The following is a 25,424-nucleotide window of genomic DNA, read 5'->3' on the forward strand; positions in this document are numbered from 1 at the left end:
GGAAGCCGGAAGCCGGAAGCCGGAAGCCGGAAGCCGGAAGCCGGAAGCCGGAAGCCGGAAGCCGGAAGCGGGGAGCGGGGAGCGGGGAAGCATCGCAAGGCAAAGAAAGGCAAGGCAAGAGGCAAATCACGGCACCGCCGCACCAACAAGGCAACTAGCACCAACAAGACAGCGAGGGCCCACAGGCCTAGAACCGGCCCACCCAACCAGACCCAGTTGCCAACCCTTCCCCACGCACCCCCGGCCCGCGCCTAGGCCAGAACCCGAAGCCTCAACCCCGAAGCGCAGCCCCGAAACGCCCAGCAGCCGCAGCCACGGCCGAATCCCGAGCAGCCGTGGCCTCCTCAACCGTCAACGTCCGATCCGGTGCCCGGAACCGCAGTGAGTAGGCCAACGATCGCTTCCCCTCACCAACCTGCTCCCCGGTGAACACGTCGAACAGGCGCAGCTCCTCCAGCAGGTCACCGCCGCCGTTGCGAAGGGTCGTGGCCACCTCCGCGACCGGCACGGACGTGTCCACCACCAGTGCCACGTCCAGCAGGACCGGCGGATACGGCGACGGAGCCGGCGCGGGTCGCCGGTCCACCAGTGGCAACGCCTCCAGCTTCAGCTCCATCGCGCAGGTACGCTTCGGCAATCCCAGGGCGTCGATCACCTTCGGGTGCAGCTCGCCGGCGTACCCGACGGCCAGGTCCCCGACCCGCAGCTGCGCGCACCGGCCGGGATGCCAGGGCGCCAGCTCGGCGGCCCGGATGTCCAGCTCGACACCCGACGCCTCGGCCACGACGTGCGCGGCCCGCACGGCATCCGCCCACGTCGCCGGCTCGCCGGGGCCCCACCAGCCGGTCTGCTCGCGGTTGCCCGCCAGCACCACGGCCGCGTGGACCGGCTGCTGCGGCAGCGCGGCCATCAGCGCCGCGACCTCCCCTTCCGACGGACGGCCGTCCACACCCACGGTGGGCACCGGCACCTGCTGTGCCTTCGGCAGCGTCACCTGCCCGATGTGGAACAAGGCCACGTCGCGCATCCCACGTGACACGTTCCGGTTCAGCGCGTCCAGCAGCCCGGGCAACAACGTCGTCGCCAGCTCGCTGCGCTCCGCCTCCAGCGGGTTGAGCAGCGACACGGTCCGGCGGCGGTTGTCGTCGAAGGCCAGGCCGAAGGAGTCCCAGATGTTCGGCGACACGAAGGGGAACGGCAGCACCTCGATGTAGCCGGCCTCGGCCAGCGCCCGCCCCACCGCGCGGCGGCGCAGCTGGCTCGCGGTCGCGCCCTTGCCGGGGGGCGCCGGCGGCAGCTTGGTCGGGATGGTGTCGTAGCCCTCCAGCCGCAGCACCTCCTCGACCAGGTCAGCCGGCTCGGTCAGGTCCGGCCGCCAGGTCGGCGGCTGGATCACCACGCGCGACTTGCCGTCCTCGCCGGTGAACATGTCGACCGTCGTGCAGCCGATCTGTTGGAGCCGCCGCACGGTCGCGCCGCTCGCGTACGGGGTGCCGGCCACCTGGTCCGGCAGGCCGATCGGCATGGTCACCGTCGGCAGCGGGACCACGCCGCCCACGTCGGTCCTGCCGGGCTGGATGCTGCCCTCGGCGTGGTCACGCAGGATCCTGGCCGCCCGCTCCAGCGCCATCGGCGCGATGAAGGCGTCCACCCGGCGCTCGAAACGCTTCGAGGCCTCGGACGGCAGCTTGTGCCGGCGCACGGTCCTGGCGATCGCCGTCGGCTCCCAGTTCGCCGCCTCCAGCAGGATGTCCGAGCTGTCCGTGCGGACCTCGGTGCTCGCGCCGCCCATCACGCCGGCCAGCGAGATCGGGCCCGTGTCGTCGGCGATGATGATGTCGTCCGGGTCCAGCGTGCGCTCGACATCGTCCAGCGTGGTGAGCTTCTCCCCCGGTCTCGCCCGCCGGACGACCATGGTGCCCTTGACCGAGGACGTGTCGAACGCGTGCATGGGTTGGCCCATCTCGAGCATCACGTAGTTCGTGACGTCGACGGCCAGCGAGATCGACCGGACGCCGGCGAGCATGAGCCGCCGGCGAAGCCAGAACGGGGTGGGCGCGGTCGGGTCGACGCCGGTGACCCGGCGGGCGACGAAGCGCGGGCAGTCCTCCTCGTTCTCGACGGTGATCGGGAACGCGAGGCCCTCGGCCTCCGGCACGTCGATGGCGGCGTGGTCCCGGTACGGGATGTCGAACGCGCACGCCAGCTCGCGGGCGAGCCCGCGGATCGAGAACGCGTAGCCGCGGTCCGGCGTGATGGACAGCTCGATGACGCTCTCGTCCAGCTCCAGGTACTCGACCGCGTCGTCACCGGCGCCGACGTGCTCGCCGCTGGGCAGTACGAGGATGCCGGAGTGCTCGTCGCCCAGGCCCAGCTCGCGCGCGGAGCAGATCATGCCGTCGCTGTAGCGACCGTAGGTCTTGCGCTTGGTGATCGAGAAGCCGCCGGGCAGCACCGCACCGGGCAGGGCGAGCACCACGAGGTCGCCCTCGGCGAAGTTCGTCGCGCCGCAGATGACGCCGCGCATGCGCGGGCCCATGGTCTCGTCGTGGTCGTCGGCCTCCGCGACCTCGACCATGCAGTACCGGATGGGCTTCTTGAACCCGGTGAGCTCCTCGATCTCGGCGACGCGGCCGACCACGACGGGACCGGTCACCGGCCCCAGCGGGGTGACCTCCTCCACCTCGAGACCGACGCGAACGAAGGCCTCGGCGATCTGCTCCGCCGTGAACCTCTCCTTGGTCTCGAGTTGCTCGGTGAGCCAGCTGACGGGGACCCGCACGTTCGTTACCTCTCCTACTGACGGCGCGTTCAGGCCTCGATGCCGAAGGGCGCCGTGAACCGGACGTCCCCTTCGACCATGTCGCGCATGTCCGGGATGCCATTGCGGAACTGCAGCGTCCGCTCGATGCCCATGCCGAACGCGAAGCCCGAGTACACGTCGGGGTCGACGCCGCAGGCGCGCAGCACGTTGGGGTGGACCATGCCGCAGCCGCCCCACTCGACCCAGCCCGCGCCGCCCTTCTTCTCCGGGAACCACACGTCGGGCTCCGCGGACGGCTCGGTGAAAGGGAAGTAGGACGGGCGCAGCCGGATCTTGGAGCTGTCGCCGAACATCGCCTTGGCGAACGCGTCCAGCGTGCCCTTCAGGTGGGCCATCGTGAGGCCCTTGTCCACCGCGAGTCCCTCGACCTGGTGGAAGACCGGCGTGTGCGTGGCGTCCAGCTCGTCGGTGCGGAAGGTGCGGCCGGGGCACACGACGTAGACCGGCAGGTCACGCTCGAGCAGCGAGCGGATCTGCACCGGCGAGGTGTGGGTGCGCAGGACCAGGCTGGAGTCGGCCGGGGCCACGTAGAACGTGTCCTGCATGGTGCGGGCCGGGTGGTCCTTCTTGAAGTTGAGCGCGTCGAAGTTGAACCACTCGGTCTCGACCTCGGGGCCTTCGGCGATCTCCCAACCCATGGCGACGAACACGTCCGCGATCCGCTCGGAGAGCGTGGTCAGCGGGTGCCGGGCACCACGCGGCCGGCGGTCCCATGGCAGCGTGACGTCGACGGCCTCCTCGCGGAGCACCCGCTTGTCGCGGTCGGCCTCCAGCTCGACGCGCCGCTCGTCGAACGCCGCGCGGACCTGTTTCTGCACCTCGTTGACGCGCTTGCCGGCGTCGGCCTTCGCGTTGGGGGGCAGGGCGCCGATCTCGCGCCGGGCGATCATCAGTGGCGCCTTGTCCCCGAGGTGGGCAGGCTTCACCGCGGCGAGCGCCGCCAGGTCGACGGCTGCCTCGAACTCCTTGCGCGCCTGCTCCACGGCGGCCTGCAGGGTCTCCGGCGCGAGGGCCGCGACCTGCTTCGGGTCGTAGGAGTCGTTGGCTGCGGACATGGTCGGTGCGCGCTCCCGGAAATGGATCGATCTGGTGCCCGCGCATACCGCGAGCACAGTGATCCTAGGTGATCGGCCGAAACGGCCGACAACCAGTTTCCCCTACTTACCTCTTTGGAGGGAACGCGGCACCCAGGTCGACACCCGCGAACTCCTGCGGCACGCTCCGCTCGGCGGCGTAGTGGTAGAGCGCGGTCTGGTAGATGCCCGACAGGGCGCTGGTAACGATGACGGAGCCGAGGAACCAGACCACGGCGAGGCCGAAGAACACCCAGGACACCGCCCCGCCCGCGGCGGCGCCGAGCACGGCGAAGAGGACGCACGGCAGGAACAGCAGGAAGCCGACCGCCCCGATGCCGACGTTGCCCAGCACGTTCTCGCCCCAGGTGCCGCGGAACAGCTCCGCCGAGCGCTTGACGGCGGGCTTGGTGGTCGCGCGCTCGAGGACCATGATCGGCAGCACCAGGTAGGTGACGAGATTCCAGGCCATCCCGATCAGGCCGCCGATGATGCGGCCGAGGAAGCCGAGCCGCTCCTCGATGGCCCGGATGATCAACGACACCGTCGCGGTCAGCAGCGCCCACGGGAACAGCCGGCCGGCCATCGAGCCCGCCGTGCGCAGGCCGCCGGCGACGGTCGGGTCACCGCCCTTGAGCGCGATGTGGGCCTGGGAGATCAGCGCGGCGTTGAAGAAGATCGCGACGTACGCGCTGACCAGGTAGAAGGCGACGAGCAGCACGTAGGTGCCGGGGGTGGCGCCCTTGCCGTCGGTGTCGACGGTGAACACGGCCGGCGTCAGGAAGATGATCGCCACGACGAGGCCCGCGGCGCCGGACAGCAGCGGGAAGACCGCCAGTTCCCTGCGTGACCGCAGCACCCGCCACGACGCCTTGAACATCTGCCACGAACGCCCGAAGCGACCCATCGCGAACCCCCACATCCGGTGTGTTGCGACAGCTTAGGGCCTCTCCCCGCGTCCGCGCCGGCAAACGGATACCGAGCCCCGATCCACCTCGACAACGCGGCCCCACACCTGAAAGCGGACGAGCAGCGGACCGATCAGATATTCGTTGTGTCTTCCGCGCGTTGGCGCCACGCCGTGGCGTAGAGGCAGACCGTGGCGGCGGTGGCCAGGTTGAGGCTTTCCGCGGCTCCGTAGATCGGCACGCGGAGCGACTCGTCGGCGGCCGACCGCACCTCGTCGGGCAGGCCGTGGGCCTCGCTGCCGAACAGCCACGCCGTGGCGCCTGTCGCGGTGGCGGGCGTCAGCTCCGACTTCGCGTAGCCGTCCGCGGCGACCAGGCGCAGTCCGGCGGCGCGGCAGGCGGCGAGCACGTCGTCGACGGGCGCACGGGCGATGGGCACATGGAAGACGCTGCCGGTCGAGGCTCGCACGCACTTGCCGTTGTGCGGGTCGACCGCGTCGCCGGCCAGGATCACGGCGTCGGCGCCGGCCGCGTCCGCGACCCGGATGACCGTGCCCGCGTTGCCGGGGTCGGACACACCGACGAGCACGGCGACCAGCTGGGGTGTGCCGGCGAGGGCGCCGGCGAGCGACCGGTCGACGAGGTCGCACACCGCGACGACTCCCTGTGGGGTCACCGTTTCCGCGAGGCCGGCCATCGCGCGATCGGTCACCGTCGAGACGAGGACGTCACGGTCGGCGGCCGACGCGGCGAGTTCGGTGTCGCGGGCCAGGAAGTCCTCGGTCACGAACAGCTCGTGCACGGCGCCCGGCCAGGCGAGGGCCTCACGGACGGCCTGTGTGCCCTCCACGAGGAAACGCCCGGCACGCTGCCGGCCGGCGCGGCGCGACAGGGTCCGAGCAGCGACGACCCGGGGTGTCCGCTCGGTGAACGGACCATCCCCGGGTCGGGTCACGGTGTTCAGGAAGCCTTGCCCTGCGGGTGCGCGTTCTCGCGGGCGACCTCGACGAGCGCGGCGAACGCGGCCTCGTCGTTGACGGCCAGCTCGGCGAGGATCTTGCGGTCCACCTCGACGCCGGCGTTCTTCAGGCCCTGGATGAACCGGTTGTAGGTGAGGCCGTTCTGGCGGGCCGCGGCGTTGATACGGGTGATCCACAGCTGGCGGAAGTCACCCTTGCGGGCGCGGCGGTCCCGGTAGGCGTAGTTGAGCGAGTGGAGCACCTGCTCCTTCGCCTTGCGGTACAGCCGCGAGCGCTGGCCCCGGTAGCCACTGGCCAGCTCGAGAGTCGTGCGGCGCTTCTTCTGGGCGTTGACCGCCCTCTTGACGCGTGCCACGGTGCAAATCCTGTCGATCTCATGGGCGGCATGGCGCTCGCCCGGTGGTCAAGGAACGGTCGGTCAGATACCGAGCAGCTTCTTCACGCGCTTGACGTCCTGCTTGGCGACCTCGGTGGTGCCGGACAGACGCCGGGTGAGTGAGCTGGGCTTCTTCTCCAGCCTGTGGCGGAGGCCCGTCTTCTGACGACGCAGCTTTCCCTTGCCGGTGATCCGAACACGCTTCGCGGTACCGGAGTGGGTCTTGTTCTTGGGCATGTGTCTTCCTCGCACAGTGAGATGACCGGGCGCGGTCTGAAACAGAGACGCGCTCGGTCTCGGTCAGCCTCGGATCAGTTCGTGTCGGTGCCCGCGCTCGCCTTGGGACGGGTCTTCTGGGACTTGTGCGGCGCCAACACCATGATCATGTTTCGACCGTCCTGCTTCGGCGCGGCCTCGACGAAACCGAGATCGGCGACGTCCTCGGCCAGCCGCTGCAGCAGCCGGAAGCCAAGTTCGGGGCGGGACTGCTCACGACCCCGGAACATGATCGTCACTTTGACCTTGTTCCCGTGCTCGAGGAAGCGCATCACGTGGCCGCGCTTGGTCTCGTAGTCGTGGGTATCGATCTTCGGGCGGAGCTTCTGCTCCTTGATCACGGTGAGCTGTTGGTTTCGACGCGACTCGCGAGCCTTCTGCGCGCTCTCGTACTTGAACTTGCCATAGTCCATGAGCCGACAGACGGGCGGGCGAGCCTGCGGGGCAACCTCCACGAGGTCCAGGTCCGCTTCCTGAGCCAGTCGCAGTGCGTCCTCGATGCGCACGATGCCGACCTGCTCGCCGTTCGGTCCGACCAGGCGGACCTCCGGACCTCGGATGCGGTCGTTGATACGTGTCTCGGAGCTGATGGGGCCTCCTCAGGCCGGTTGGGTCTTGTCTACCTCCCGCGACCCTCGCGGAGTCCCATCAAGCACGAGACCCCGGCCGCCATGAAGGCGAACGGGGCCCGCTTCCGATCACACCCGCCGCACCTGACGGGAAATGCCTCGACCAGCTGGTTCGACCCTTCCAACAGGCCGTGCCAGCTGCCGCGGCGACCGGAACCCGGCCACGTCGTGACTCGGGTGGGAGCGGGGCTCCACTTGTACCGCCTCGCGGACGAGGCGGGTCGCAGCGAACAGGATAACACCCCCGGTCGGGGGTTTTGTTCCGCGGGTCACCCGCTGGCCCACTGGTAGCGCAGCTCGGGCCTGCCGACCTGACCATATATCGGCTGGCGCACGGCGAGCCCGTGGTCGGCGAGGTACTCGAGGTAGCGGCGCGCGGTGACCCTGGACATGCCCAGCGCGTCGCCGGCCGCGCTGGCCGACAGGCCGTCGCCCGCGCCGCGCAGCGCCGCGGCCACCGCGTCCAGGGTCGGCGGGCTCATGCCCTTCGGCAGCTGGGCGCCCTCGCTGCCCCGGAGCGTGGCGAAGAGGTGGTCGACCTCGGTCTGGTCGGCCTGCTCGGCCCGGTCGACGCCGCGCCGGAACCGCGCGTACCGCTCCAGCTTGTCCCGCAGGGTCGCGAACGTGAACGGCTTGAGCAGGTACTGCACGACCCCGCTGGACACCGCGGCCCGGACGAGCGTGAGGTCACGCGCCGAGGTCACCATGATCACGTCCACGAGCCGGCCCTCGGCCCGCAGCGCCCGGCACAGGTCGAGACCGTTGCCGTCGGGCAGGTACTGGTCGAGCAGCAGGAGATCGACGTCGAGGCGCCCCAGCGCGCGGCGGGCCCCGGCGGCGCTGTGCACGACACCGGCCACGGCGAAGCCATCGACCCGCTCGACGTAGAGCCGGTGCGCCTCGGCCGCGACCAGGTCGTCCTCCACGACGAGCACGTCGATCACGAGACCTCCTCGCCCGCTCCACGGCCTCGCTCGTGCGGTTGGTTCACTCCCCGGCTCCGCTCACGGCGACTTCACCAGCGCCGCTGGCAGCCGCACGGTGAACACCGCCCCCCGGTCGCCCTGGCCGACCTCGATCGTGCCGTGGCCGCGGCGGACCGCCTGCCGGACGAGCGCCAGCCCGAGGCCACGGCCGTCGGCCTTGGTCGACCAGCCGCGGTCGAACGCGACCTCGCCTGCCGTGAGCCCCGTTCCGGTGTCCTCCACCCGGAGGAGCAGCTCCCCGTTCTCGGTGCGGGCGGTGACGTAGACCCGAGGCGTACTGCCACCTTCGAGTGCCGCGTCCAGCCCGTTGTCGATGAGGTTGCCCAGGATCGTGACCACGTCCCGCTGCGCGAGCGCGCCGCCCAGCACCGCGTCGTCGATCTCCGTCTCGGGGGTGATCACCAGCTCGACGCCACGCTCGCTGGCCTCGGCGGCCTTGCCCAGCAGCAACGCCGCGAGCACCGGCTCGGACACCGCGTCCACCACCCGGTCGGTCAGCCGCTGCGCGAGTGCGAGCTCCGCCGTCGCGAACTCGACGGCCTCGTCGTACCGGCCCAGCTCGACCAGGGACACGACCGTGTGCAGGCGGTTCGCCGCCTCGTGCGCCTGGGAGCGCAGCGACTCGGCGAAGCCCCGGACCGAGTCCAGCTCGCCGGACAGCCTCTGCAGGTCGGTGTGGTCGCGCAGGGTCACGACCGTGCCGTGCGCACGGTCGCCGGACCGGACCGGCGCGCTGTTGACGACCAGCACCCGCCGCTCGGTCAGGTGGAGCTCGTCCCGGGTGGCCCGGTCCGAGGCCATGCTCGCGACCATCTCGGCCGGTAGACCCAGGTCGGTGAGCGCCCTGCCCTCGACGTCGCCCCGCAGGTCGAGCAGCTCGCGGGCGCCGTCGTTGCACAACGTCACGCGGCCGGCCGGGTCGACGAGCAGCAGGCCTTCGCGCACGGTGTGCAGGATGGCCTCGTGGTACTCCAGGCGCCGGCTCAGCTCGGCCGGGCCGAGCCCGTGGGTCTGCCTGGCGAGCCGGCGGTTGACCAGGTAGGTGCCGGCCATGCCGATCGTGAGCGCACCGGCGGCGACCAGCGCGAGCAGCACGAGGCGGTCGCGGACCTGGCCGGCGATCGCGTCGAGCGTGATGCCGACGCTGACGAGCGCGACGATCTTCCTGCCGTCCCGGATCGGGGCCACCGCGCGGATGGACGGGCCCAGGGTGCCGGTGTAGGTCTCGACGAACACGTGCCCGGCCAGCGCCTGTTCGATGTGTCCGAGGTACCGCGCGCCGATCTGTCCGGGGTCCGGGTGGGTCCACCGCCGGCCGTTCGTGTCCATGATCGTCACGAAGTCGATCCCGGTGTCGTCCAGCACGCGGTTCGTGAACGGCTGCAGGACCACACTCGGGTCGGGCGCCTCGACCGCGTCGACGATCGCGGGGGTGTCCGCGATGGTCGTCGCGACGGCGACGACCTCGTCGCGGGAGGACGCCTTGGTGCGTGCGGCGACGTCGAGGAACGCGAGTACCGCGCCGGCGACCACGAGTACGCCGACGATGATCACCTGTAGCACCAGCAGCTGCCGGGCGAGGCTCCAACCTCGGCGTTCGGTTGCCATGCCGCCTAGTGTGTCGTGCTTCACGAACGTCCTTCGCTCAAGGCCCGTGTACGCAATGAACAGAAACGTGACCCAGGTCATAACCACTCGGACAATGTCCCGCATGTCCAGCGCTGAACAGCCCGTCCGGTCCCGCCGAAGCGACCGGACACATCTGCTCTACATCGCCGTGGTGGTCGCGGTCCTGGTCGGCATCGTCATCGGTCTGGTCTGGCCGGAGCTCGGCAAGGAACTGAAACCGCTCGGCACCGGGTTCGTCAACCTGATCAAGATGATGATCAGCCCGATCATCTTCTGCTCGATCGTCATCGGCGTCGGCTCGGTCGCCAAGGCCGCGAAGGTCGGCAAGGTCGGCACGCTCGCCATCGGCTACTTCCTCGTAATGTCGACGGTGGCGCTGATCATCGGTCTCGTCGTCGGCAACATCCTGCATCCCGGTGAGGGCCTCAACCTCACGCCGGACGTCGCGGCGGCCGGCAAGAAACAGGTGGCCGAGTCGGAGGGCACGGTCGAGTTCCTGCTCGGGATCATCCCGACCACGCTGGTGTCCGCGTTCACCGAGGGCTCGGTACTGCAGACGCTGCTGGTGGCGCTGCTCGCCGGGTTCGCCCTGCAGGCACTCGGATCGAAGGGCGAGCCGATCCTGCGGGGGATCGGACACATCCAGCGACTGGTCTTCCGCATCCTGTCGATGATCATGTGGGTGGCGCCGGTCGGCGCGTTCGGCGCGATAGCGGCGGTGGTCGGCGAGACCGGCTGGGCGGCGCTGAAGAGCCTGTTCATCATCATGCTCGGCTTCTACGTCACGTGCATCCTGTTCGTGTTCGTCGTGCTGTCCTCCATCCTGTGGGTGGTGGCGCGGATGAACATCGTGGCGCTGTTCAGGTATCTGTCGCGTGAGTTCCTGCTGATCCTGTCCACGTCGTCGTCCGAGGTCGCGCTGCCTCGGCTCATCGCCAAGATGGAGCACCTCGGCGTGAGCAGGCCCGTCGCCGGCATCACGGTCCCGACGGGCTACTCGTTCAACCTGGACGGCACGGCGATCTACCTGACGATGGCGACGTTGTTCATCGCGGAGGCCATGAACAAGCCGCTGGCGTTCGGGGAGCAGATCGGGCTGCTGCTGTTCATGATCGTCGCGTCGAAGGGCGCGGCGGGCGTGACGGGCGCCGGGCTGGCGACCCTCGCCGGTGGGCTCCAGTCGCACCGGCCGGAGCTGGTCGACGGCGTCGGGTTGATCGTCGGCATCGACCGGTTCATGTCCGAGGCCCGGGCGCTGACGAACTTCGCCGGCAACTCGGTGGCGACGGTGCTGGTGGGCACCTGGACCAAGGAGTTCGACCGCGAGAAGGCGGACCGCGTACTGGCGGGCGAGGACCCGTTCGACGAACGCACCCTGCTCGACGAGGACGCGCCCCCGCCCGAGCCCGAACGGGCCGACTCGGAGCCGAAGCCGTCGCCGAGCTGACCGTTGGTCTCCTCCGGTGGACCGGAGGTGGAGGGCCCGCTGCCGTCACCCCCTCGGCAGCGGGCCTCTTTACTTGCGGGTGCGGCGGCGCCAGCCCGTGCCGTCGTGCCAGGACTCGATCACCAGGTGGTCCGGCGGCGTGCCGCCGAGGTAGGTCAGCGCGACCTCGGTGACGTCGATGCGGAAGTGCCCCGAGCCGGGTTCCGCGCCCTCGGCCGGTGGCACCTCGACCGCCCGGCCGGCGATCTTGGCGTCACCGTGCCACTCCCCCTCCGCCGGCGGGTCGAGCGACGGGCTGTGCACGGCGACGCGCGGGTCCCTCCGCACGTCGGCGAGCTTGAGCGAGTCGGCCATCATGCCGAACGTCACCTCGCCGTCCTCGAACTGCAGCTCCGACCCGCTGATGCGCGGCGAACCGTCGCCCCGCAGGGTCGCGAGCGTCTTGTGCTTGCCGGCCCCGAACACGTCGCGCACCCGCTTCGCGAACTCCGGCGCGTCCTTCTCGATGTCCTGCCATCTCGCCATGCTCGGATGGTATCCCGTTTTCGAACCGTGGTTCAATAACATCCGTGGCGCGACCGAGAAAGATCTCCGACGACGGCCTGATGGCGGCGGCCGGCCGCGCGATCGGCCGGTACGGCCCGGGGTTCACCCTCGCCCAGGTCGCGGCCGAGGCCGGCGTCGCGGTGGGCACCGTGGCCGGGCGGTTCGGCTCCAAACAGAACCTGCTGCTGGCGATGATGAACATCGGCGCGGCGAGCGTCGGACCACGCATGCGTGCCGCCGCCCACGGCCTCGACCCGGTCGCGGCGGTCACGGCGGCCGCGCTCGTGATCGCCGACGGCCTCGACGAGCCGGCGACGGTCACCAACCACCTGGGTCAGCTGGGGGTCGACCTGGCGGACCCCGCGCTGCGGTCGGGTTTCGCGGCCTTGCGGGCGAGCGTGCACGAGGTGCTGACTGACCTGTTCACGATGGCAGGACTGCCGGGCGCTCCCCCACCGGCGCAGGCGGCACGCGTCATCGCGGCACTCGCCCACGGCGCGCTGATGGACTGGGCGCTGAACCCGCACGACGCGATGGCGGACGTGCTGCGGGCGGATGTGCGGGCGGTGCTCGTCAGCTGGCGTTGAAGTCCAGCAGGTCGTCGCCGCGGCGTTTCCTGGCCGCCCCCGGGGAGACGCCCAGCACGCGTTTGAAGGCGCGGGCGAACGCGGCCTCGGAGCGGTAGCCGAGCTTGCGCGCCAGCTCCGCGGTCGTCGTCCGGCCCTCCTCGAACGAGCGGAGCGCCACCTGCATCCGCCAGCGGGTCACGTACTGCATGACCGGCTCCCCCACCACCTTGGTGAACCGGGCCGAGAACGCCGACCGGGACATCGCCAGCTCGCTCGCCAGCTCCGCGACCGTCCACGCGTGGTCCGGCTGGCGGTGGATCAGCGCCAGCGCACGGCCGAGCTGCGGGTCGTGCAACGCGCCGAGCCAGCCGGTCCGCGCGGCGGGGTCGGCCTCCAGCCAGGTGCGGATCGCCTGGATGACGATGATGTCCGACAACCTGGTGATCACCTCCTCGCCGCCCGGCCGCAGCTCCCTCGCCTCGCTGGCCATCAGCCGCAGCAGGCTGGGCATCCAGCTGTCCGGCGCGCTGCCGGCCGTCTCGATGTGCAGGGTCTCGGGCAGCACCTCGATCAGGTGCCGCGCGCTCGGCTGGTCGAACCGGATCGCGCCGCAGATCATGTGCGTTGGCGCGCCGCCACCGCCGTGCCGCAGCATCTCGTAGCGTTCGCTGACCAGCTCACGGGGCAGGTCGAGCACGCCGGGCGTGGCCACGCCGGGCTCGCTGAGCAGCGTGTGTCCCTGACCGTGCGGCACGAGCACCAGCTCACCGGCGCCCATCACGCGCGGCGGGCCGTCACCGGTGCCGAGCCAGCACGTGCCCGCGGTGACGACGTGGAACCACAGGTGTCCCGGCATCGCCGGCATCGCCATGCCCCAGGGAGCCGACATCTCGACGCGGCAGTAGAACGCACCGTTCATCCGCAGCAGGTGCAGTGCCTCACCGACGGGGTCGGTGGGCGCCCAGGGGTCAAAACCCTTCATGGAACTGAATATGGCGGTTCTACACCAACCATCCAAGCCAGTTGGACGATCGAGCATGAACCGCATGCTTTCGGTGACAGATTCCCCATCCGGGTCCCGGCCCGGTGGGACGCCCTGCAACGACCAGGGAGATCCTCAGCCGGTGAGGTAGGCGCGGAAGCCGCGCTGGCCCCGCCGCATCATGAGGGCGTGGTTGACGCGGAAGACGGGCCGGGCAACGGGCGAGAGCGCGCGAAGCAGTGGTTTGGTGACGATCACCCGCTGCGAGATGTCCAGGAGCACACCCAGCTTCCCGTGCTCGGCGACGACGCCCTGGACGTAGCCCACGAGGTCACCGGTTATGTTCACCCGCATCCGCCTTTCGCGCGGGTCCTCCACGGCCCGATGCATGCGGAAGGTCAACGCGTACGGCAACGTGGACCGGCAGACGACCTCGGCGGTGTCGTCATCGATTCGGGTGACGGAGCGAATGTCCGGCCACCATTCCGGATAGCGGGAGAGATCGACGAGCGCGTCGAACACCTGCCCGGCGGCGGCACGGACCGACCAGAGACTCCGGAACCGGTATTGGTTGAGCGACACACACCGAGTATGCGCGAAACACTAGGGTGCGGTCATGGCGAAATGGACCCTGGCCGACCTGCCGGACCAGAGCACGCGAACGGTGGTCGTGACGGGCGCGAACAGCGGCGTGGGGCTGGCCACGGCTGGGGCGTTGGCCGCGGCGGGCGCGAGGGTGATCCTGGCGTGCCGCAACGTGGACAAGGGCAAGGCAGCGGCCGCGACGATGGCGGACACGGTCGAGGTACGGGCCCTGGACCTCGCCAACCTGGCGTCGGTGAGGGAGTTCGCCAGGTCAATGGACGAGCCGGTGGACGTGCTGGTGAACAACGCCGGGGTGATGGCCGTGCCGTACCGGCGAACCGTGGACGGCTTCGAGATGCAGGTGGGCACCAACCATCTGGGGCATTTCGCGCTGACGGCCCTACTGCTGGACCGAGTCCGCGACCGGGTGGTGACGGTATCCAGCTCTTTTCACTGGTTCGGGCGACTGGATCTGGACGACCTGAACTGGGAGCGCAGGAAATATCGCCGCTGGGCCGCCTACGAACAGTCGAAGCTGGCGAACCTCCTGTTCGCATACGAGCTGGCCCGCAAACTGGAGGCCGCCGGCTCCTCGATCAGGTCATACGCGACCCACCCGGGCTATGTGGCAACAAACCTGATGTCCCACACGGAAACAATCCTGGACTCGCTAATGACCCTGGGCAACCGCGCAATAGCACAAAGCCCGGAAATGGGCGCCCTGCCCTCTCTGTACGCGGCAACGACCGACCTGCCTAACGGCAGTTTCGTAGGCCCCGGCCGACTGATGTGGGGCCACCCGAAACTCACCAACTCGAGCCCAGCCTCACAAGACCGAGAAAAAGCAAAAAGCCTGTGGAACCTGTCAGAAAAACTGACCGAAGTGACGTTCCCGTTCTAACGTAGGTTTATGTCTCTTGTTGTTCCTGGCGGCGGAGCTTGTGGTGACGTTGGCAGGAACGGCCGGGGCGGGCTTGTCTGCCGCCTGGTGATGGCGGACTAAACCGCCCCTCGCCAACCCAACCACCTGACCAGCCCTGGCCACCCCTCCCCCGGCGGCCCCCGGCGGCGGCCCCTCCCCGACAACCCAGCAAACCTAGAGAACCTGCTTCAAGAACTGCCCCGTATAAGACTCAGCCAAAGCGGCGATGTCCTCCGGCGCCCCCTCACCAATCACGGTGCCGCCGCGAGACCCACCCTCAGGCCCCATGTCGATGATCCAGTCCGAAGTCTTGATCACGTCCAGGTTGTGCTCGATGACGATGACCGTGTTGCCCTTGTCCACCAACCCGTTGATGACGCCGATCAACTTGCGGATGTCCTCGAAGTGCAGCCCGGTCGTCGGCTCGTCCAACACGTAGACCGTCTTACCGGTGGACCGCTTCTGCAGCTCCGAAGCCAGCTTCACGCGCTGGGCCTCGCCGCCCGAGAGAGTCGTCGCCGGTTGCCCCAGCCGCACGTACCCGAGACCCACGTCGACCAGGGTCTTCAGGTGCCGGTGGATGGCCTTGATCGGCTCGAAGAACTTCTCCGCCTCCTCGATCGGCATGTCGAGCACCTCGGCGACGGTCTTCCCCTTGTAGTGCACCTCCAGCGTCTCCCGGTTGTACCGCGCCCCCTTGCACACCTCACAGGGCACATAGACGTCCGGCAGGAAGTTCATCTCGATCTTGATGGTGCCGTCGCCCGCGCACGCCTCACAGCGTCCACCCTTGACGTTGAACGAGAACCGCCCCGGCTGGTACCCGCGAACCTTCGCCTCGGTGGTCGCCGCGAACAGCTTCCGCACGTGGTCCCACACGCCCGTGTACGTCGCCGGGTTCGACCGCGGAGTCCGCCCGATGGGCGACTGGTCCACCCGGACCAGCTTGTCCACCATCGTCAGCCCGTTCACCCGGGTGTGGCGGCCGGGCACCTGCCGCGCGCCGTTGAGCTTGTTCGCCAGCACCGTCGCCAGGATGTCGTTGACGAGCGTCGACTTGCCCGACCCCGACACGCCGGTCACCGACACCAGGCAACCGATGGGGAACGACACGTCCAGGTTGCGCAGGTTGTGCTCCCGTGCGCCCACCACCGTCAGCTGCCGCTTCTTGTCCACCGGTCGCCGGATCGCCGGGATCTCGATCCGCTCCCGGCCCGACAGGTAGGCGCCCGTGAGCGACTTCTTGTTCTTCAGCAGCTTCTCGTACGGTCCACTGTGGATGATCTCGCCGCCGTGCTCGCCCGCTCCGGGGCCGATGTCGACCACCCAGTCGGACGTGCGGATGGTGTCCTCGTCGTGCTCCACCACGATCAGCGTGTTACCCAGGTCACGCAGCCTGCTCAGGGTCTCGATCAGGCGATGGTTGTCGCGCTGGTGCAGGCCGATCGACGGCTCGTCGAGCACGTACAGCACGCCCACCAGACCGGACCCGATCTGTGTCGCCAGGCGGATCCGCTGCGCCTCGCCACCGGACAGGGTGCCGGCGGCGCGGTTCAGCGACAGGTAGTCGAGGCCCACGTCGAGCAGGAAGCGCAGCCGCGCCTGGATCTCCTTGAGGACCGCGCCCGCGATCGCCTGCTCGCGGCGGCCCAGCTGCAGGCCGGCCAGGAAGTCCGCGCACTCGCTGATCGACAGCGCGGTGACCTCGGCGATCGACCGCGGCCCCTCCTTCTTGTGGGTCAGGGTGACCGCGAGGATCTCGGGCTTGAGGCGGGTGCCGTCACACGCCGGGCACGGCACCTCCCGCATGTAGCCCTCGTACTTCTCCCGCATGTACTCGGACTCGGTCTGCTCCTGGCGGCGCTCCAGGAACGGGATCACGCCCTCGTAGTTGGCGTAGTACGACCGTTCGCGCCCGTACCGGTTGCGGTAGCGGACGTGCACCTGGTCCGTGGTGCCGTGGAGCACCGCCTTCTGTGCCCTGGCCGTCAGCTTGCGCCACGGCGTGTCCATCCGGAACCCGATGGCCTCGGCGAGCGAGGTGAGCAGCCGCTCGAAGTACTCCGCGGTCTGGCCGCCCGCCCACGGGGCGATGGCGCCGTCGGCCAGGCTCAGCTCCGGGTCGGGCACGACCAGCTCGGGGTCCACCTCCTGGCGGACGCCGATGCCGGTGCATACGGGGCACGCGCCGTACGGCGAGTTGAACGAGAACGACCGCGGCTCGAAGTCCTCGACGGCGAGCGCGTGGCCGTTGGGGCAGGCCAGGTTCTCGGAGAAGCCCCGGATGCGGTTCGGGTCGTTGTCCGGCAGGTCGACGAACTCCAGCTCCACCAGCCCGTCGGCCAGGCGCAGCGCGGTCTCGACCGAGTCGGTGAGCCGGCGCTTCGAGCTGGCCTTGACCTGCAGGCGGTCGATCACGACCGCGATCTCGTGCTTCTCCTGCTTCTTGAGCTTCGGCGGCTCGGTCAGCTGGTGGACCTCGCCGTCGACGCGGGCACGGGAGTAGCCCTGGGACTGCAGCGAGGAGAACAGGTCGACGTACTCGCCCTTGCGGCCGCGGATCACCGGCGCGAGGACCTGGAACCGCAGCCCCTCCTCCATGGCCATGACCTGGTCGACGATCTGCTGCGGCGTCTGCTTGCTGATCGGCTCGCCACACTGCGGGCAGTGCGGCTTGCCCGCGCGCGCGAACAGCAGGCGCAGGTAGTCGTAGACCTCGGTGATCGTGCCGACGGTCGACCGCGGGTTGCGGTTGGTCGACTTCTGGTCGATCGACACCGCCGGTGACAGACCCTCGATGAAGTCGACGTCCGGTTTGTCCATCTGGCCGAGGAACTGCCTGGCGTAGGCCGACAGCGATTCCACGTACCGGCGCTGCCCCTCGGCGAAGATCGTGTCGAACGCCAGGCTCGACTTGCCGGACCCGGACAGCCCGGTGAACACGATCATGCTGTTCCTGGGCAGGTCGATGTCCACGCCGCGCAGGTTGTGCTCCCTGGCGCCGCGAACGACGAGGCGGTCAGCCACTGAAGTCCCTTCGAAGTTCTCTCTTCTGACTGGTCACAGGCCGGTTCCCGGGCGGGCGGCGTGGCCGCGCCCACTGTAGGACGGGGCACCGACAATTTCGGGACGGGTTGCGGCCCGTGCCTATCGGTTACCGGTTGTGCTCACCTACGCTGGAGTAACCAGGTCTGGTTTTCCGAGTCATGTCTTGCTGCCAACACGCGGGGATTGGGCGGTATGAGCATCTCACCCGAGGCATCGGTCCAACAGAACGGTGTACCGGCGCAGCGGGACGCCGGCGAGCGGCCGGCGGCGGAGCGCGCGGTACGCCTGCTTCCGTTGGTACGCGAGGCGACCGAGAGGCTCGAGCTCATTGTCGCAGGACTCGACGACCACACCATCCACCAACCGAGCCGGCTGCCCGGGTGGTCGAGAGCGCATGTCGTGTCCCACCTTGCCCGCAACGCCGACGCGCTGGTCAACCTGCTCACCTGGGCGCGCACCGGCGTCGAGCATCCAATGTACGCGAGCAGGGCCGACCGCGACGCCGACATCGAGGAGGGCGCCGGCCGGCTCGCGCAGCTGCTGCGGGAGGACCTGCGGGCGGCCTGCGCCCGGTTCATGGTCGCCGCCACGGACCTGCCCGCACGGGCGTGGAGCGCGTCGGTCGTCGCCCGGCGGCAGGGCCCGATCCCCGCGGCCGACGTGCCGTTGGCGCGGTTGCACGAAGTGTGGGTCCACCTGGTGGATCTCGACGCCGGCTTCACCTTCGCGGAGGTCCCGGCGGACCACCTCGAGCACGTGCTGGAGGTGTCGCTCACCGCGCACCTCGACCGGGCGGACGGGCCGGCGGTGCGGCTCACCGCCGAGCTGTCCGGTGGTACGCGGACGTGGGACCTGGCCGGCGGGCGCGATGACAGGACCTACGAGGTCGCGGGTCCCGCCGCCGACGTCATAGCGTGGCTGACCGGTCGTGGCGACGGCGCGGAACTGCGCGGCGACGTGCCGGTGCTCCCCGCGTGGGGCTAGGCGGGCGAGCCGCTCAGGGCCGGATCGTGATGTCCTCGAATCGTGTGGCGAATCCCGTCCCGGTCGGTGACGCGCACATCACACCAGCAAGCACCGACAGTCCAGGCGGGAAGTACGTGAGGCGCAGCATCTCCGCAGGTGGGGAGCCGTTCAGGCCGTAGTGGATGGTGACCGCGTCACCCTCCCGAGCGGCCGAGATCGTGACCTTCTCGGCCGGTTCGGTGAGCGGGATCACCGACCAGTCGGACACGTCGCGCGTCACCACGGCCGATAGCAGCTGACGGCCCTCGACGAACTCGATGCCGCTCTTGATCCAGTTCCGCTCGTCGATCCAGAGCCCGATGCCGGCCTGGTCGTAGAGCGCCAGGTAGTCGCCGGTGAAGGTGACCGTCAGCTCGAAGTCACCGGTCCGGTCGGTGCCCAGGATATGGGCGTTGTCGTGGACGTAGCCGTAGTGGGTGGTGCGCCAGAAGTCGGTCTCGGGGTCGGCCGTGATCGTGTCGCCACTCCACCGCGCCGGTTCGTTCAGCCAGCGCCAGCCGTCCTTCATCAGGTGATCCACCCCGCCATGCTGTCAGTCCGCCGGGGCCAGCCGCTAGGGTCGGCGATCGTGGACGTTGTCGATGAGTACACAGGTCATGTCGAGCCAGGCGGCCCGGCCTCAAGGCGCACGCTGGACGCACTGACGATCACCAAGATCTCGGTCGGCCCGATGGACAACAACGCGTACCTGCTCGTGTGCCAGAACACCAGGGAAGCCCTGCTGATCGACGCGGCGAACGAGCCGGAACGCCTCTCGGACCTCATCGGCCACGGCGACGACCGCCCCACCCTGCGCACGATCGTGACGACGCACCAACACCAGGACCACTGGGCCGCTCTGGGCGCGATCGCGGGCGCGTACGGCGCGAACACGATCGCCCACGAGTCGGACGCGGGTCCACTCCCTGTGCCCCCCGACCGCTACGTGACCCAGGGCGACACCGTCCCGGTCGGCGACTGCGAGCTCGAGGTCATCCACCTCCGCGGCCACACCCCGGGTTCGGTGGCACTCCTGTACCGCGACCCCAAGGGCCACGCCCACCTGTTCACCGGCGACTCACTGTTCCCAGGCGGTCCAGGGCGGACAACAAAACCCGAGAACTTCACCAGCCTGATGAACGACCTGGAGTCACGCGTCTTCGGCAAACTGCCTGATGACACGTGGTTCTACCCCGGTCACGGAGACGACTCCACTCTAGGCGAGGAGCGCCCGAAGCTCGGCGAATGGCGAACACGGGGCTGGTGAGGGTCTGCACCGGTGAGGGCGAACACACCGGTCAGCCACTACGTCGGCTCCTGTTCGAACCCGGACCGAAAGACCTGATCACCCCCTAATTTCACTCTTCCGGAGGACCACGGGCAAACGCTGCGGCGCGCACCATGAGTGTTTGGCCCGGCGCTGCTCGGACGCTTCTCCGGAGGAACTGGCGATGTCCTTCAGACCATTGGTCGCTCTGAAGAGCAAGATGGGCGAGTTGAAGGCGATCTGCCACACCACCTCGGACCACCAGGGAACAAGCCCCAGAATCGTCGTCGAGCTGCTGGATTCGGTTGCACCCGCGGACGGGGCGCAGCTGTTTCCCGCGCTCGTCGAAGCCGCAGCACACATGGTGATGATGGGGCGCCCGCTCTGGGTCGACACCCACGCGTTGAGCGGAAACGCTGCCCTCGCCCGACGCCCCGGCGGTCCGTTCGAGTTCCTCGACCAGAGCGTCGAGGCGAGGCTGGTGACCGAGTTCGGCTTGATGACCTCGCTGCAGGTCCCGGACGTCCCGCCATTGATCCCGGTTGTCCCGGACTGCGCGACCGATAACGAACTCGGGCTGGTCGCCTCGCTGCGCGAGCATCGGGAACGCGACGTCGTGGTGCGGTTTCGGGCACTCAACGCCCCGGTGTCCGACCTTCACCAGCGCCTTCGGCGCGTCGCTCGGCTCGTTCGAACCAGGCCTGACGACATGCACGCCGTCATCGATCTGGGGTTCGTCGAGACAGTTCCACCGGCCGCCGTACGACAAGCGGTCTCGGTCGCGCGAATGCTGGTCGACCAGCTCGGACCCGAGTCGACGACGCTGCTGGCCGGGTCCGTCCCGGCGACGAGGAACGGGTTCGTGACCACTGCTCGCGACCGTCCCGAGGTAGCGCTGTGGCTCGCAGTCGCCGAAGAGTTGGACGGAGCGATCCAGTACGGGGACTACGGCGTCACACACCCGGCGCCACCGGCGAGCGGTACCTCGATGGCCCGCAGTCCCAACCCCTACCTGTACTACACGATCCCGGGATCCACGATCGTGTTTCGCAGACAGCCGACCAAGGTCGACGGCAAGACACCATCGGGCGCGGCTGCCGAAGCGTTCGCGGACCTGGCCGAGGAACTCGTCTCCCGGCCCGAGTTCGCCGGCGGCGACTACTCATGGGGCGACCAGGAGTTGGCCCAGTGCCGACGCGGAGGCAGACGGACCGCCGGCAGCGTCTCCCAGTGGCTCTCCATGGCCACCTCACACCACCTGTCCCACCTGGCACGCCGCACGCCGAACAACCTGTGAGAGCCACGTCGGCAGGACCTTCTCCGGCGACTCGCTGTTCCCCGGCGGGGTGGGCGGACGACGTCCCCGGAGAACTTCACGTCGTTGATCAACGATGTGGCGTCACGGATCTTCGACAAACTCCCCGACGACACCTGGTTCTATCCAGGCCACGGCGACGACTCCACGTTGGGTGTGGAGCGCCCCAAGCTCCGACGAATGGCGCGAACGCGGCTGGTGATCCCAGTGTGCCACACTGTGCCACTGCGTGGCACCAGCGTGTATCATCGGATGTCATGGCCCAGCCCGAGATCACCCAACGAGACCTTCGCAGCCGGTCCAAAGAGATCATGGACGCGGTCGAAGGCGGCCAGTCGTTCACGGTCACCCGTGACGGCCACGAAGTCGGCGAGCTGATCCCATTGCGTCGGCGCCGACGGTTCGTCGCACGGGATGAGTTCGCCACCATGTCACGCAATGCCGCGAGCCTCGACATCAACGCATTCCGCGAGGACCAGACAGCTGCCGCCGAGCAGGAGGTTCTCGACCCGTATGAGCGTTGACAGCTACAACCAGGGCCTCATCGACACGAACATCCTGATCCTGCGCCGCTGGGTCGATACGGCCGAACTGCCGAACGAGATGGCGATCAGTGCGTTGACGCTCGCCGAACTCTCCGCAGGCCCGCACCAAGTGCGCCCGAACAGCGAGCAGAGCACGTACGACGAGCACGCGGAACGCGCCCGCCGCCTCGACGTACTCCAGCGCGCCGAGCACGAGTTCGATCCCATCCCGTTCGGTGTCGAGGCGGCCAGGATCTACGGCCGGGTCACCGCCTCGGTCGTCGCCGTCGGACGAAAACCACGCCGCCGAACCGTGGACCTGATGATCGCCGCAACCGCCATGGCCGAGGAACTACCGCTGTACACGACCAATCCTGGCGACTTCGACGGACTTCAGGATCTACTCCCCATCGTTTCGGTCTCTCGGCCATTCGTTCCTCACGAAGGTCGCTGACCACCGTTTTGTTCGCCGCCCGCGCGATCTCTGTTTCCCGGTGGGGTGGGGTGGACGACGTCTGCGGAGAAAGCCACGTCGTTGCTCAACGACGTGGCGTCACGGATCTTCGACAAACTCCCCGACGACACCTGGTTCTATCCGGAGCACGGAAACGACTCCACGCTCGGTGCGGATCGGCCGAAGCTCGATGAGTGGCGTGCGCGCGGCTGGTGAACTGACGTTGGCAGAGGCCGCATTGACCAGTAGGCAGCCCTCCCCACGTTGACCCCGCGCGGTCAGATCAGCTGCCCGTGCCCCATCACCGATCACGTCGGCCGACAACGGTGACGGTGAGCTGACCTCTCAGGATTCGGTCGTAGCGCGTCTCAAAGTTCGGCGTCACCGTCGGCGACAGCCAGTTGACGACGGTCAGACGGCGATGACCGTGACGATGTCGTCGAGCCCGGCGAAATCGGCGATGTTCCGCGTGAAGAGCGGCAGACCGTGCGACGAGGCGATGGCGGCGATCATCAAATCCATGCGACGTGGTCTCCGATCTCGTCTCGCCTCGACTGTCAAGGCCACGAGGCTGCCGTATCGGGCGGCTGCCTCTCCGTCGAAGGGCAGCGGATCGAAGTCGACAATGGCCGCGCCGAGCAGCTCGTTCCGGGCCGCCCTGGTGACCACGCTCTTGGCCATCACGACGCCCTGGTGCAACTCGGCCACCGTGATAGCGGTGATCTCCGGAACCAACGGCAACAACCCAGGATCGAGTTGACCGAGGTCAATGTAAGTGCAGGTGTCCAGGACGCCGGACCCGTAGCGGTCAGCCACCGGCACGCTCCCACGGATCGTCATCACCGACACGATCCTCGCCAAGGAACTCATCAGCGTCCCGCCGCATGGCCGCATGGTCGACCCGAGGAAGCCGCCGATGCCGCTCGACCAACTCCTCCGCACCCAACCGTCGACGACGAGACAACGGACGCAGCTCAGCGACGGGGACGCCGTTGCGGGTGACGTGATAGATCTCCCCTGCCTCAACCGCATCCATGACCGCAGCGGAGTTGTTGCGAAACTCGCGTTGGGTGATGACCTTCACTCAACCAATGTAGCGCGCTGTAGCACAGTTGGCTACAGTGGTTGCCGCCAGTGCGCTCTGCCCTGGACGACATCTGCTTCTACCCAGGCCACGGCGATGACTCCATGGTGGGTACGCCCGAGGCTCGACGACTGACGGGAACGCGGCTGGTAGCCGCAGGGCGTGCGCTTCGGAAGTCGACGGCTTGCGGCGTCGGCGGAGCCAGCCACGTCGACGGCATCCAGGCGACCAGCAACGGTCCTCCAGATGACCAAGGGCGACGCGTCCGAAACGTTCAAGGTTGGGCAGCGGGATGGCGGCAGAATTCGGATATGACTGTTGACCTCCAGGCCGCGGGGTCGTTCCTGGCCACCCATGGCCGGGTGTTGGACCGGCGGCGGTTCGAGTTTCTGTTCGGGGGCGGCCAGGCCGGCGCCGTGCTTGCCGCCGTCGACGGGTACCGGAACCCGGACGGGGGATACGGGTGGGGACTCGAGCCCGACCTGAGGGCGGGTGAGAGTCAGCCCGGTGGTGCCCTGCACGCACTCGAGGTCTTCGCCGAGGTCGGGCCCACGCCGCGCTCCGTCGAGGTCTGCGACTGGCTTGCCGGGGTCTCCTTGCCGGACGGTGGTGTGCCCTTCGCCGTGCCCGTTGCCGATCCCGCTGGGTGTGCGCCGTTCTGGGTGGACGCCGACCCTCGGGTGTCTTCCTTGCAGAGCACCGCTTTCGTTGCCATGGTCGCGCACCGGGCCGCCGCCGGGGACCCGGCGGTTGCTCGGCATCCCTGGTTGGCCGCGGCCACCCGGTACTGCGTCGAGGCCGTCGCCGCGCTCGACTCCGCGCCGCACCCCATTGCCCTCGGCTTCGCCGTTGGCGTCCTCGACGCCGTCCACGAATCGCATGCGCAGGCTGCTCCCCTGCTCGACAAGCTCGGGGAGTTCATTCCCGCCGACGGGCTCGTGCCCGTCGAGGGGGGCGCCGACGGGGAGACCCTGCGGCCGCTGGACTTCGCGCCCCTTCCCGACCGGCCGGCGCGAAGGTTCTTCAGTGCCGACGTCATCGCGGACGACCTGCGACGGTTGGCCGACGCGCAACACGAGGACGGGGGCTGGCGGGTCGACTTCGACAGCTACTCCCCTGCCGCGGCCTTGGAGTGGCAGGGTTACAAGACCGTCGCCACCCTCTCCTTGTTGCGGGCCAACGGGATTTTTTGACGACTGTCACGTCCTGGGCACCCGAACGGGCTCGTCCGGGCAACCCGGGATACCAGATGGTGATCATCAGCTCACGCTCGGTCTCGAAGCGTCATGGTGGTCATGCGGACAGCCTGCCTGGTTTGGTGTCATCGCACATCCACCCGTGGTTTGTCAGACTCTGGTATGACGTAACGAATTCCGGGACAGGACGACAAACCTTGCGGAACCGTGGAATCCGTTGAGGTGACAGGCGCATGAGTGTGGCCGAGTGGCTGCGGGACAGGCTGACCGGAGAAGGTATACCCGACACGACACCGGTCGCGGAACGTCCACAGTGGATGCGGGACGGCATGCGCGCGATGGAGATCTTCGGGTACGACGACCTGCGGGTGGTCGGCTCCCCCGGCTACCAGGACATACTGTGGTCGATCATCGGCCGTGACGTGGCGACGCCCGTGAGCCGGGACGTCCACGCGCTGCTCGTGGCCGAGCACGGCAACCCGCAGGACCGCAACGCGGTCGCGGTGTGGCTCGGCGGCCAGCGGGTGGGCCGCCTCGCCACCGACGACGCCGGACGGCTGCGACGTGGGCTGATCCGGCTACAACGCCAGCACCGGCGGGCCGTCGCGCTCCCCGGCCACGTGGGCGGCGACCGCGACGGCCTCGGTGTCTACCTCAACTACGACGCGGCCGCCTTCGGGGTGCGTCAGCGGACGTAACGCGAATAGGGGTTGGGTGATCACCGGCGGCCGTGGCACACTCGACGCGACCGCAAGACCGAGCAAGGGAACGCCTCATGTCTGACGCCCTCGACGGGCGT

General features: G+C 68.9%; 26 protein-coding genes and 2 pseudogenes. 12 read left to right on the plus strand and 16 right to left on the minus strand.

The features are described 5' to 3' along the window. Window positions 1-271 precede the first annotated feature (271 nt). The 9 genes from pheT to VET29_RS23775 form a co-directional block, all read right to left on the minus strand. A complete protein-coding gene (gene pheT, locus VET29_RS23735; protein ID WP_324924154.1) occupies window positions 272-2,782 on the minus strand; it encodes a phenylalanine--tRNA ligase subunit beta in 2,511 nt (836 codons plus the stop codon). A 29-nt stretch (window positions 2,783-2,811) separates the two neighbouring features. Beyond that, complete coding sequence (gene pheS / locus VET29_RS23740; protein ID WP_324924156.1) at window positions 2,812-3,879, minus strand: phenylalanine--tRNA ligase subunit alpha; 1,068 nt, start codon at window positions 3,877-3,879, stop codon at window positions 2,812-2,814. A 106-nt stretch (window positions 3,880-3,985) separates the two neighbouring features. Next, the gene (locus tag VET29_RS23745) at window positions 3,986-4,804 is read right to left on the minus strand and encodes a DUF6159 family protein (RefSeq protein ID WP_324924158.1); all 819 of its coding nucleotides are present in this window, start codon (window positions 4,802-4,804) and stop codon (window positions 3,986-3,988) included. A gap of 134 nt (window positions 4,805-4,938) precedes the next feature. Further along, the gene (locus tag VET29_RS23750) at window positions 4,939-5,760 is read right to left on the minus strand and encodes an RNA methyltransferase (RefSeq protein WP_324924160.1); all 822 of its coding nucleotides are present in this window, start codon (window positions 5,758-5,760) and stop codon (window positions 4,939-4,941) included. A 5-nt stretch (window positions 5,761-5,765) separates the two neighbouring features. Beyond that, complete coding sequence (gene rplT, locus VET29_RS23755) at window positions 5,766-6,140, minus strand: 50S ribosomal protein L20 (protein ID WP_324924162.1); 375 nt, start codon at window positions 6,138-6,140, stop codon at window positions 5,766-5,768. A gap of 63 nt (window positions 6,141-6,203) precedes the next feature. Beyond that, window positions 6,204-6,398 carry a 50S ribosomal protein L35 gene (rpmI, locus tag VET29_RS23760; protein ID WP_324924164.1) on the minus strand — a complete coding sequence of 65 codons (195 nt, stop codon included), beginning with the start codon at window positions 6,396-6,398 and terminating at the stop codon, window positions 6,204-6,206. 74 nt (window positions 6,399-6,472) lie between these two features. Then, the gene (infC, locus tag VET29_RS23765) at window positions 6,473-7,027 is read right to left on the minus strand and encodes a translation initiation factor IF-3 (protein WP_324924235.1); all 555 of its coding nucleotides are present in this window, start codon (window positions 7,025-7,027) and stop codon (window positions 6,473-6,475) included. A 308-nt stretch (window positions 7,028-7,335) separates the two neighbouring features. Next, window positions 7,336-8,010, minus strand: a complete 675-nt coding sequence (locus tag VET29_RS23770; RefSeq protein ID WP_324924166.1) for a response regulator — start codon at window positions 8,008-8,010, stop codon at window positions 7,336-7,338. A 60-nt stretch (window positions 8,011-8,070) separates the two neighbouring features. Further along, window positions 8,071-9,660 carry a sensor histidine kinase gene (locus tag VET29_RS23775; protein ID WP_324924168.1) on the minus strand — a complete coding sequence of 530 codons (1,590 nt, stop codon included), beginning with the start codon at window positions 9,658-9,660 and terminating at the stop codon, window positions 8,071-8,073. Between the two features lie 103 nt (window positions 9,661-9,763). On the opposite strand from VET29_RS23775, the gene VET29_RS23780 reads away from it, so the two are divergent. Next, window positions 9,764-11,128, plus strand: coding sequence for a cation:dicarboxylate symporter family transporter (locus VET29_RS23780; RefSeq protein ID WP_324924170.1), 1,365 nt, complete (start codon window positions 9,764-9,766; stop codon window positions 11,126-11,128). A 69-nt stretch (window positions 11,129-11,197) separates the two neighbouring features. Here the strand turns inward: VET29_RS23780 and VET29_RS23785 are convergent, their stop codons facing one another. Continuing rightward, entirely contained in the window at window positions 11,198-11,653 is a 456-nt protein-coding gene (locus tag VET29_RS23785) for a pyridoxamine 5'-phosphate oxidase family protein (RefSeq protein ID WP_324924172.1), read from the minus strand. 44 nt (window positions 11,654-11,697) lie between these two features. Here VET29_RS23785 and VET29_RS23790 point away from each other — a divergent pair, with 44 nt between their 5' ends. After that, window positions 11,698-12,261, plus strand: coding sequence for a helix-turn-helix domain-containing protein (locus VET29_RS23790; protein ID WP_324924174.1), 564 nt, complete (start codon window positions 11,698-11,700; stop codon window positions 12,259-12,261). Here the strand turns inward: VET29_RS23790 and VET29_RS23795 are convergent. Together VET29_RS23795 and VET29_RS23800 are read right to left on the minus strand one after the other, a co-directional pair. Continuing rightward, window positions 12,248-13,225 carry an AraC family transcriptional regulator gene (locus VET29_RS23795; protein WP_324924176.1) on the minus strand — a complete coding sequence of 326 codons (978 nt, stop codon included), beginning with the start codon at window positions 13,223-13,225 and terminating at the stop codon, window positions 12,248-12,250. The genes VET29_RS23790 and VET29_RS23795 overlap by 14 nt on opposite strands. Before the next feature lie 135 nt (window positions 13,226-13,360). After that, entirely contained in the window at window positions 13,361-13,807 is a 447-nt protein-coding gene (locus VET29_RS23800) for an SRPBCC family protein (RefSeq protein WP_324924178.1), read from the minus strand. A 34-nt stretch (window positions 13,808-13,841) separates the two neighbouring features. On the opposite strand from VET29_RS23800, the gene VET29_RS23805 reads away from it, so the two are divergent. After that, the gene (locus VET29_RS23805) at window positions 13,842-14,711 is read left to right on the plus strand and encodes an oxidoreductase (RefSeq protein WP_324924180.1); all 870 of its coding nucleotides are present in this window, start codon (window positions 13,842-13,844) and stop codon (window positions 14,709-14,711) included. Window positions 14,712-14,906: 195 nt separating this feature from the next. Here VET29_RS23805 and uvrA read toward each other — a convergent pair whose 3' ends face one another. Next, a complete protein-coding gene (gene uvrA, locus VET29_RS23810) occupies window positions 14,907-17,759 on the minus strand; it encodes an excinuclease ABC subunit UvrA (protein ID WP_324924182.1) in 2,853 nt (950 codons plus the stop codon). A gap of 213 nt (window positions 17,760-17,972) precedes the next feature. Between uvrA and VET29_RS23815 the strand changes: the two genes are divergently transcribed. Next, on the plus strand, window positions 17,973-18,764 hold the full coding sequence (locus tag VET29_RS23815; RefSeq protein ID WP_324924184.1) for a maleylpyruvate isomerase family mycothiol-dependent enzyme: 792 nt from the start codon (window positions 17,973-17,975) through the stop codon (window positions 18,762-18,764). A 13-nt stretch (window positions 18,765-18,777) separates the two neighbouring features. Here VET29_RS23815 and VET29_RS23820 read toward each other — a convergent pair whose 3' ends face one another. Beyond that, window positions 18,778-19,326 carry a DUF1349 domain-containing protein gene (locus tag VET29_RS23820; RefSeq protein ID WP_324924186.1) on the minus strand — a complete coding sequence of 183 codons (549 nt, stop codon included), beginning with the start codon at window positions 19,324-19,326 and terminating at the stop codon, window positions 18,778-18,780. Window positions 19,327-19,332: 6 nt separating this feature from the next. On the opposite strand from VET29_RS23820, the gene VET29_RS23825 reads away from it, so the two are divergent. The 6 genes and pseudogenes from VET29_RS23825 to VET29_RS23850 all read left to right on the plus strand — a co-directional run. Next, entirely contained in the window at window positions 19,333-20,052 is a 720-nt protein-coding gene (locus VET29_RS23825; RefSeq protein WP_414636585.1) for an MBL fold metallo-hydrolase, read from the plus strand. A gap of 220 nt (window positions 20,053-20,272) precedes the next feature. Continuing rightward, the gene (locus VET29_RS23830) at window positions 20,273-21,349 is read left to right on the plus strand and encodes a beta family protein (RefSeq protein WP_414636586.1); all 1,077 of its coding nucleotides are present in this window, start codon (window positions 20,273-20,275) and stop codon (window positions 21,347-21,349) included. Window positions 21,350-21,368: 19 nt separating this feature from the next. Then, window positions 21,369-21,569: pseudogene (locus VET29_RS23835) on the plus strand (MBL fold metallo-hydrolase); the annotation flags it as partial. 55 nt (window positions 21,570-21,624) lie between these two features. Continuing rightward, a complete protein-coding gene (locus VET29_RS23840) occupies window positions 21,625-21,891 on the plus strand; it encodes a type II toxin-antitoxin system prevent-host-death family antitoxin (RefSeq protein ID WP_324924190.1) in 267 nt (88 codons plus the stop codon). Beyond that, window positions 21,881-22,345, plus strand: a complete 465-nt coding sequence (locus tag VET29_RS23845) for a type II toxin-antitoxin system VapC family toxin (protein WP_324924192.1) — start codon at window positions 21,881-21,883, stop codon at window positions 22,343-22,345. Before VET29_RS23840 ends, VET29_RS23845 begins: the two co-directional genes overlap by 11 nt. A gap of 27 nt (window positions 22,346-22,372) precedes the next feature. After that, a pseudogene (locus VET29_RS23850) lies at window positions 22,373-22,561 on the plus strand (MBL fold metallo-hydrolase); the annotation flags it as partial. A gap of 195 nt (window positions 22,562-22,756) precedes the next feature. Here the strand turns inward: VET29_RS23850 and VET29_RS23855 are convergent. Together VET29_RS23855 and VET29_RS23860 are read right to left on the minus strand one after the other, a co-directional pair. Beyond that, on the minus strand, window positions 22,757-23,185 hold the full coding sequence (locus VET29_RS23855) for a type II toxin-antitoxin system VapC family toxin (protein WP_324924239.1): 429 nt from the start codon (window positions 23,183-23,185) through the stop codon (window positions 22,757-22,759). Continuing rightward, window positions 23,154-23,429: a type II toxin-antitoxin system prevent-host-death family antitoxin gene (locus VET29_RS23860; protein ID WP_324924194.1), complete on the minus strand. Its 276-nt coding sequence runs from the start codon at window positions 23,427-23,429 to the stop codon at window positions 23,154-23,156. Before VET29_RS23860 ends, VET29_RS23855 begins: the two co-directional genes overlap by 32 nt. A gap of 311 nt (window positions 23,430-23,740) precedes the next feature. On the opposite strand from VET29_RS23860, the gene VET29_RS23865 reads away from it, so the two are divergent. Both VET29_RS23865 and VET29_RS23870 read left to right on the plus strand, forming a co-directional pair. Then, window positions 23,741-24,622 carry a hypothetical protein gene (locus VET29_RS23865; protein WP_324924196.1) on the plus strand — a complete coding sequence of 294 codons (882 nt, stop codon included), beginning with the start codon at window positions 23,741-23,743 and terminating at the stop codon, window positions 24,620-24,622. Window positions 24,623-24,858: 236 nt separating this feature from the next. Further along, window positions 24,859-25,323 carry a hypothetical protein gene (locus VET29_RS23870; protein ID WP_324924198.1) on the plus strand — a complete coding sequence of 155 codons (465 nt, stop codon included), beginning with the start codon at window positions 24,859-24,861 and terminating at the stop codon, window positions 25,321-25,323. Window positions 25,324-25,424 lie beyond the last annotated feature (101 nt).

It is taken from the genome of Actinophytocola sp. (genome assembly GCF_035634895.1).
Lineage (GTDB): Bacteria > Actinomycetota > Actinomycetes > Mycobacteriales > Pseudonocardiaceae > Actinophytocola.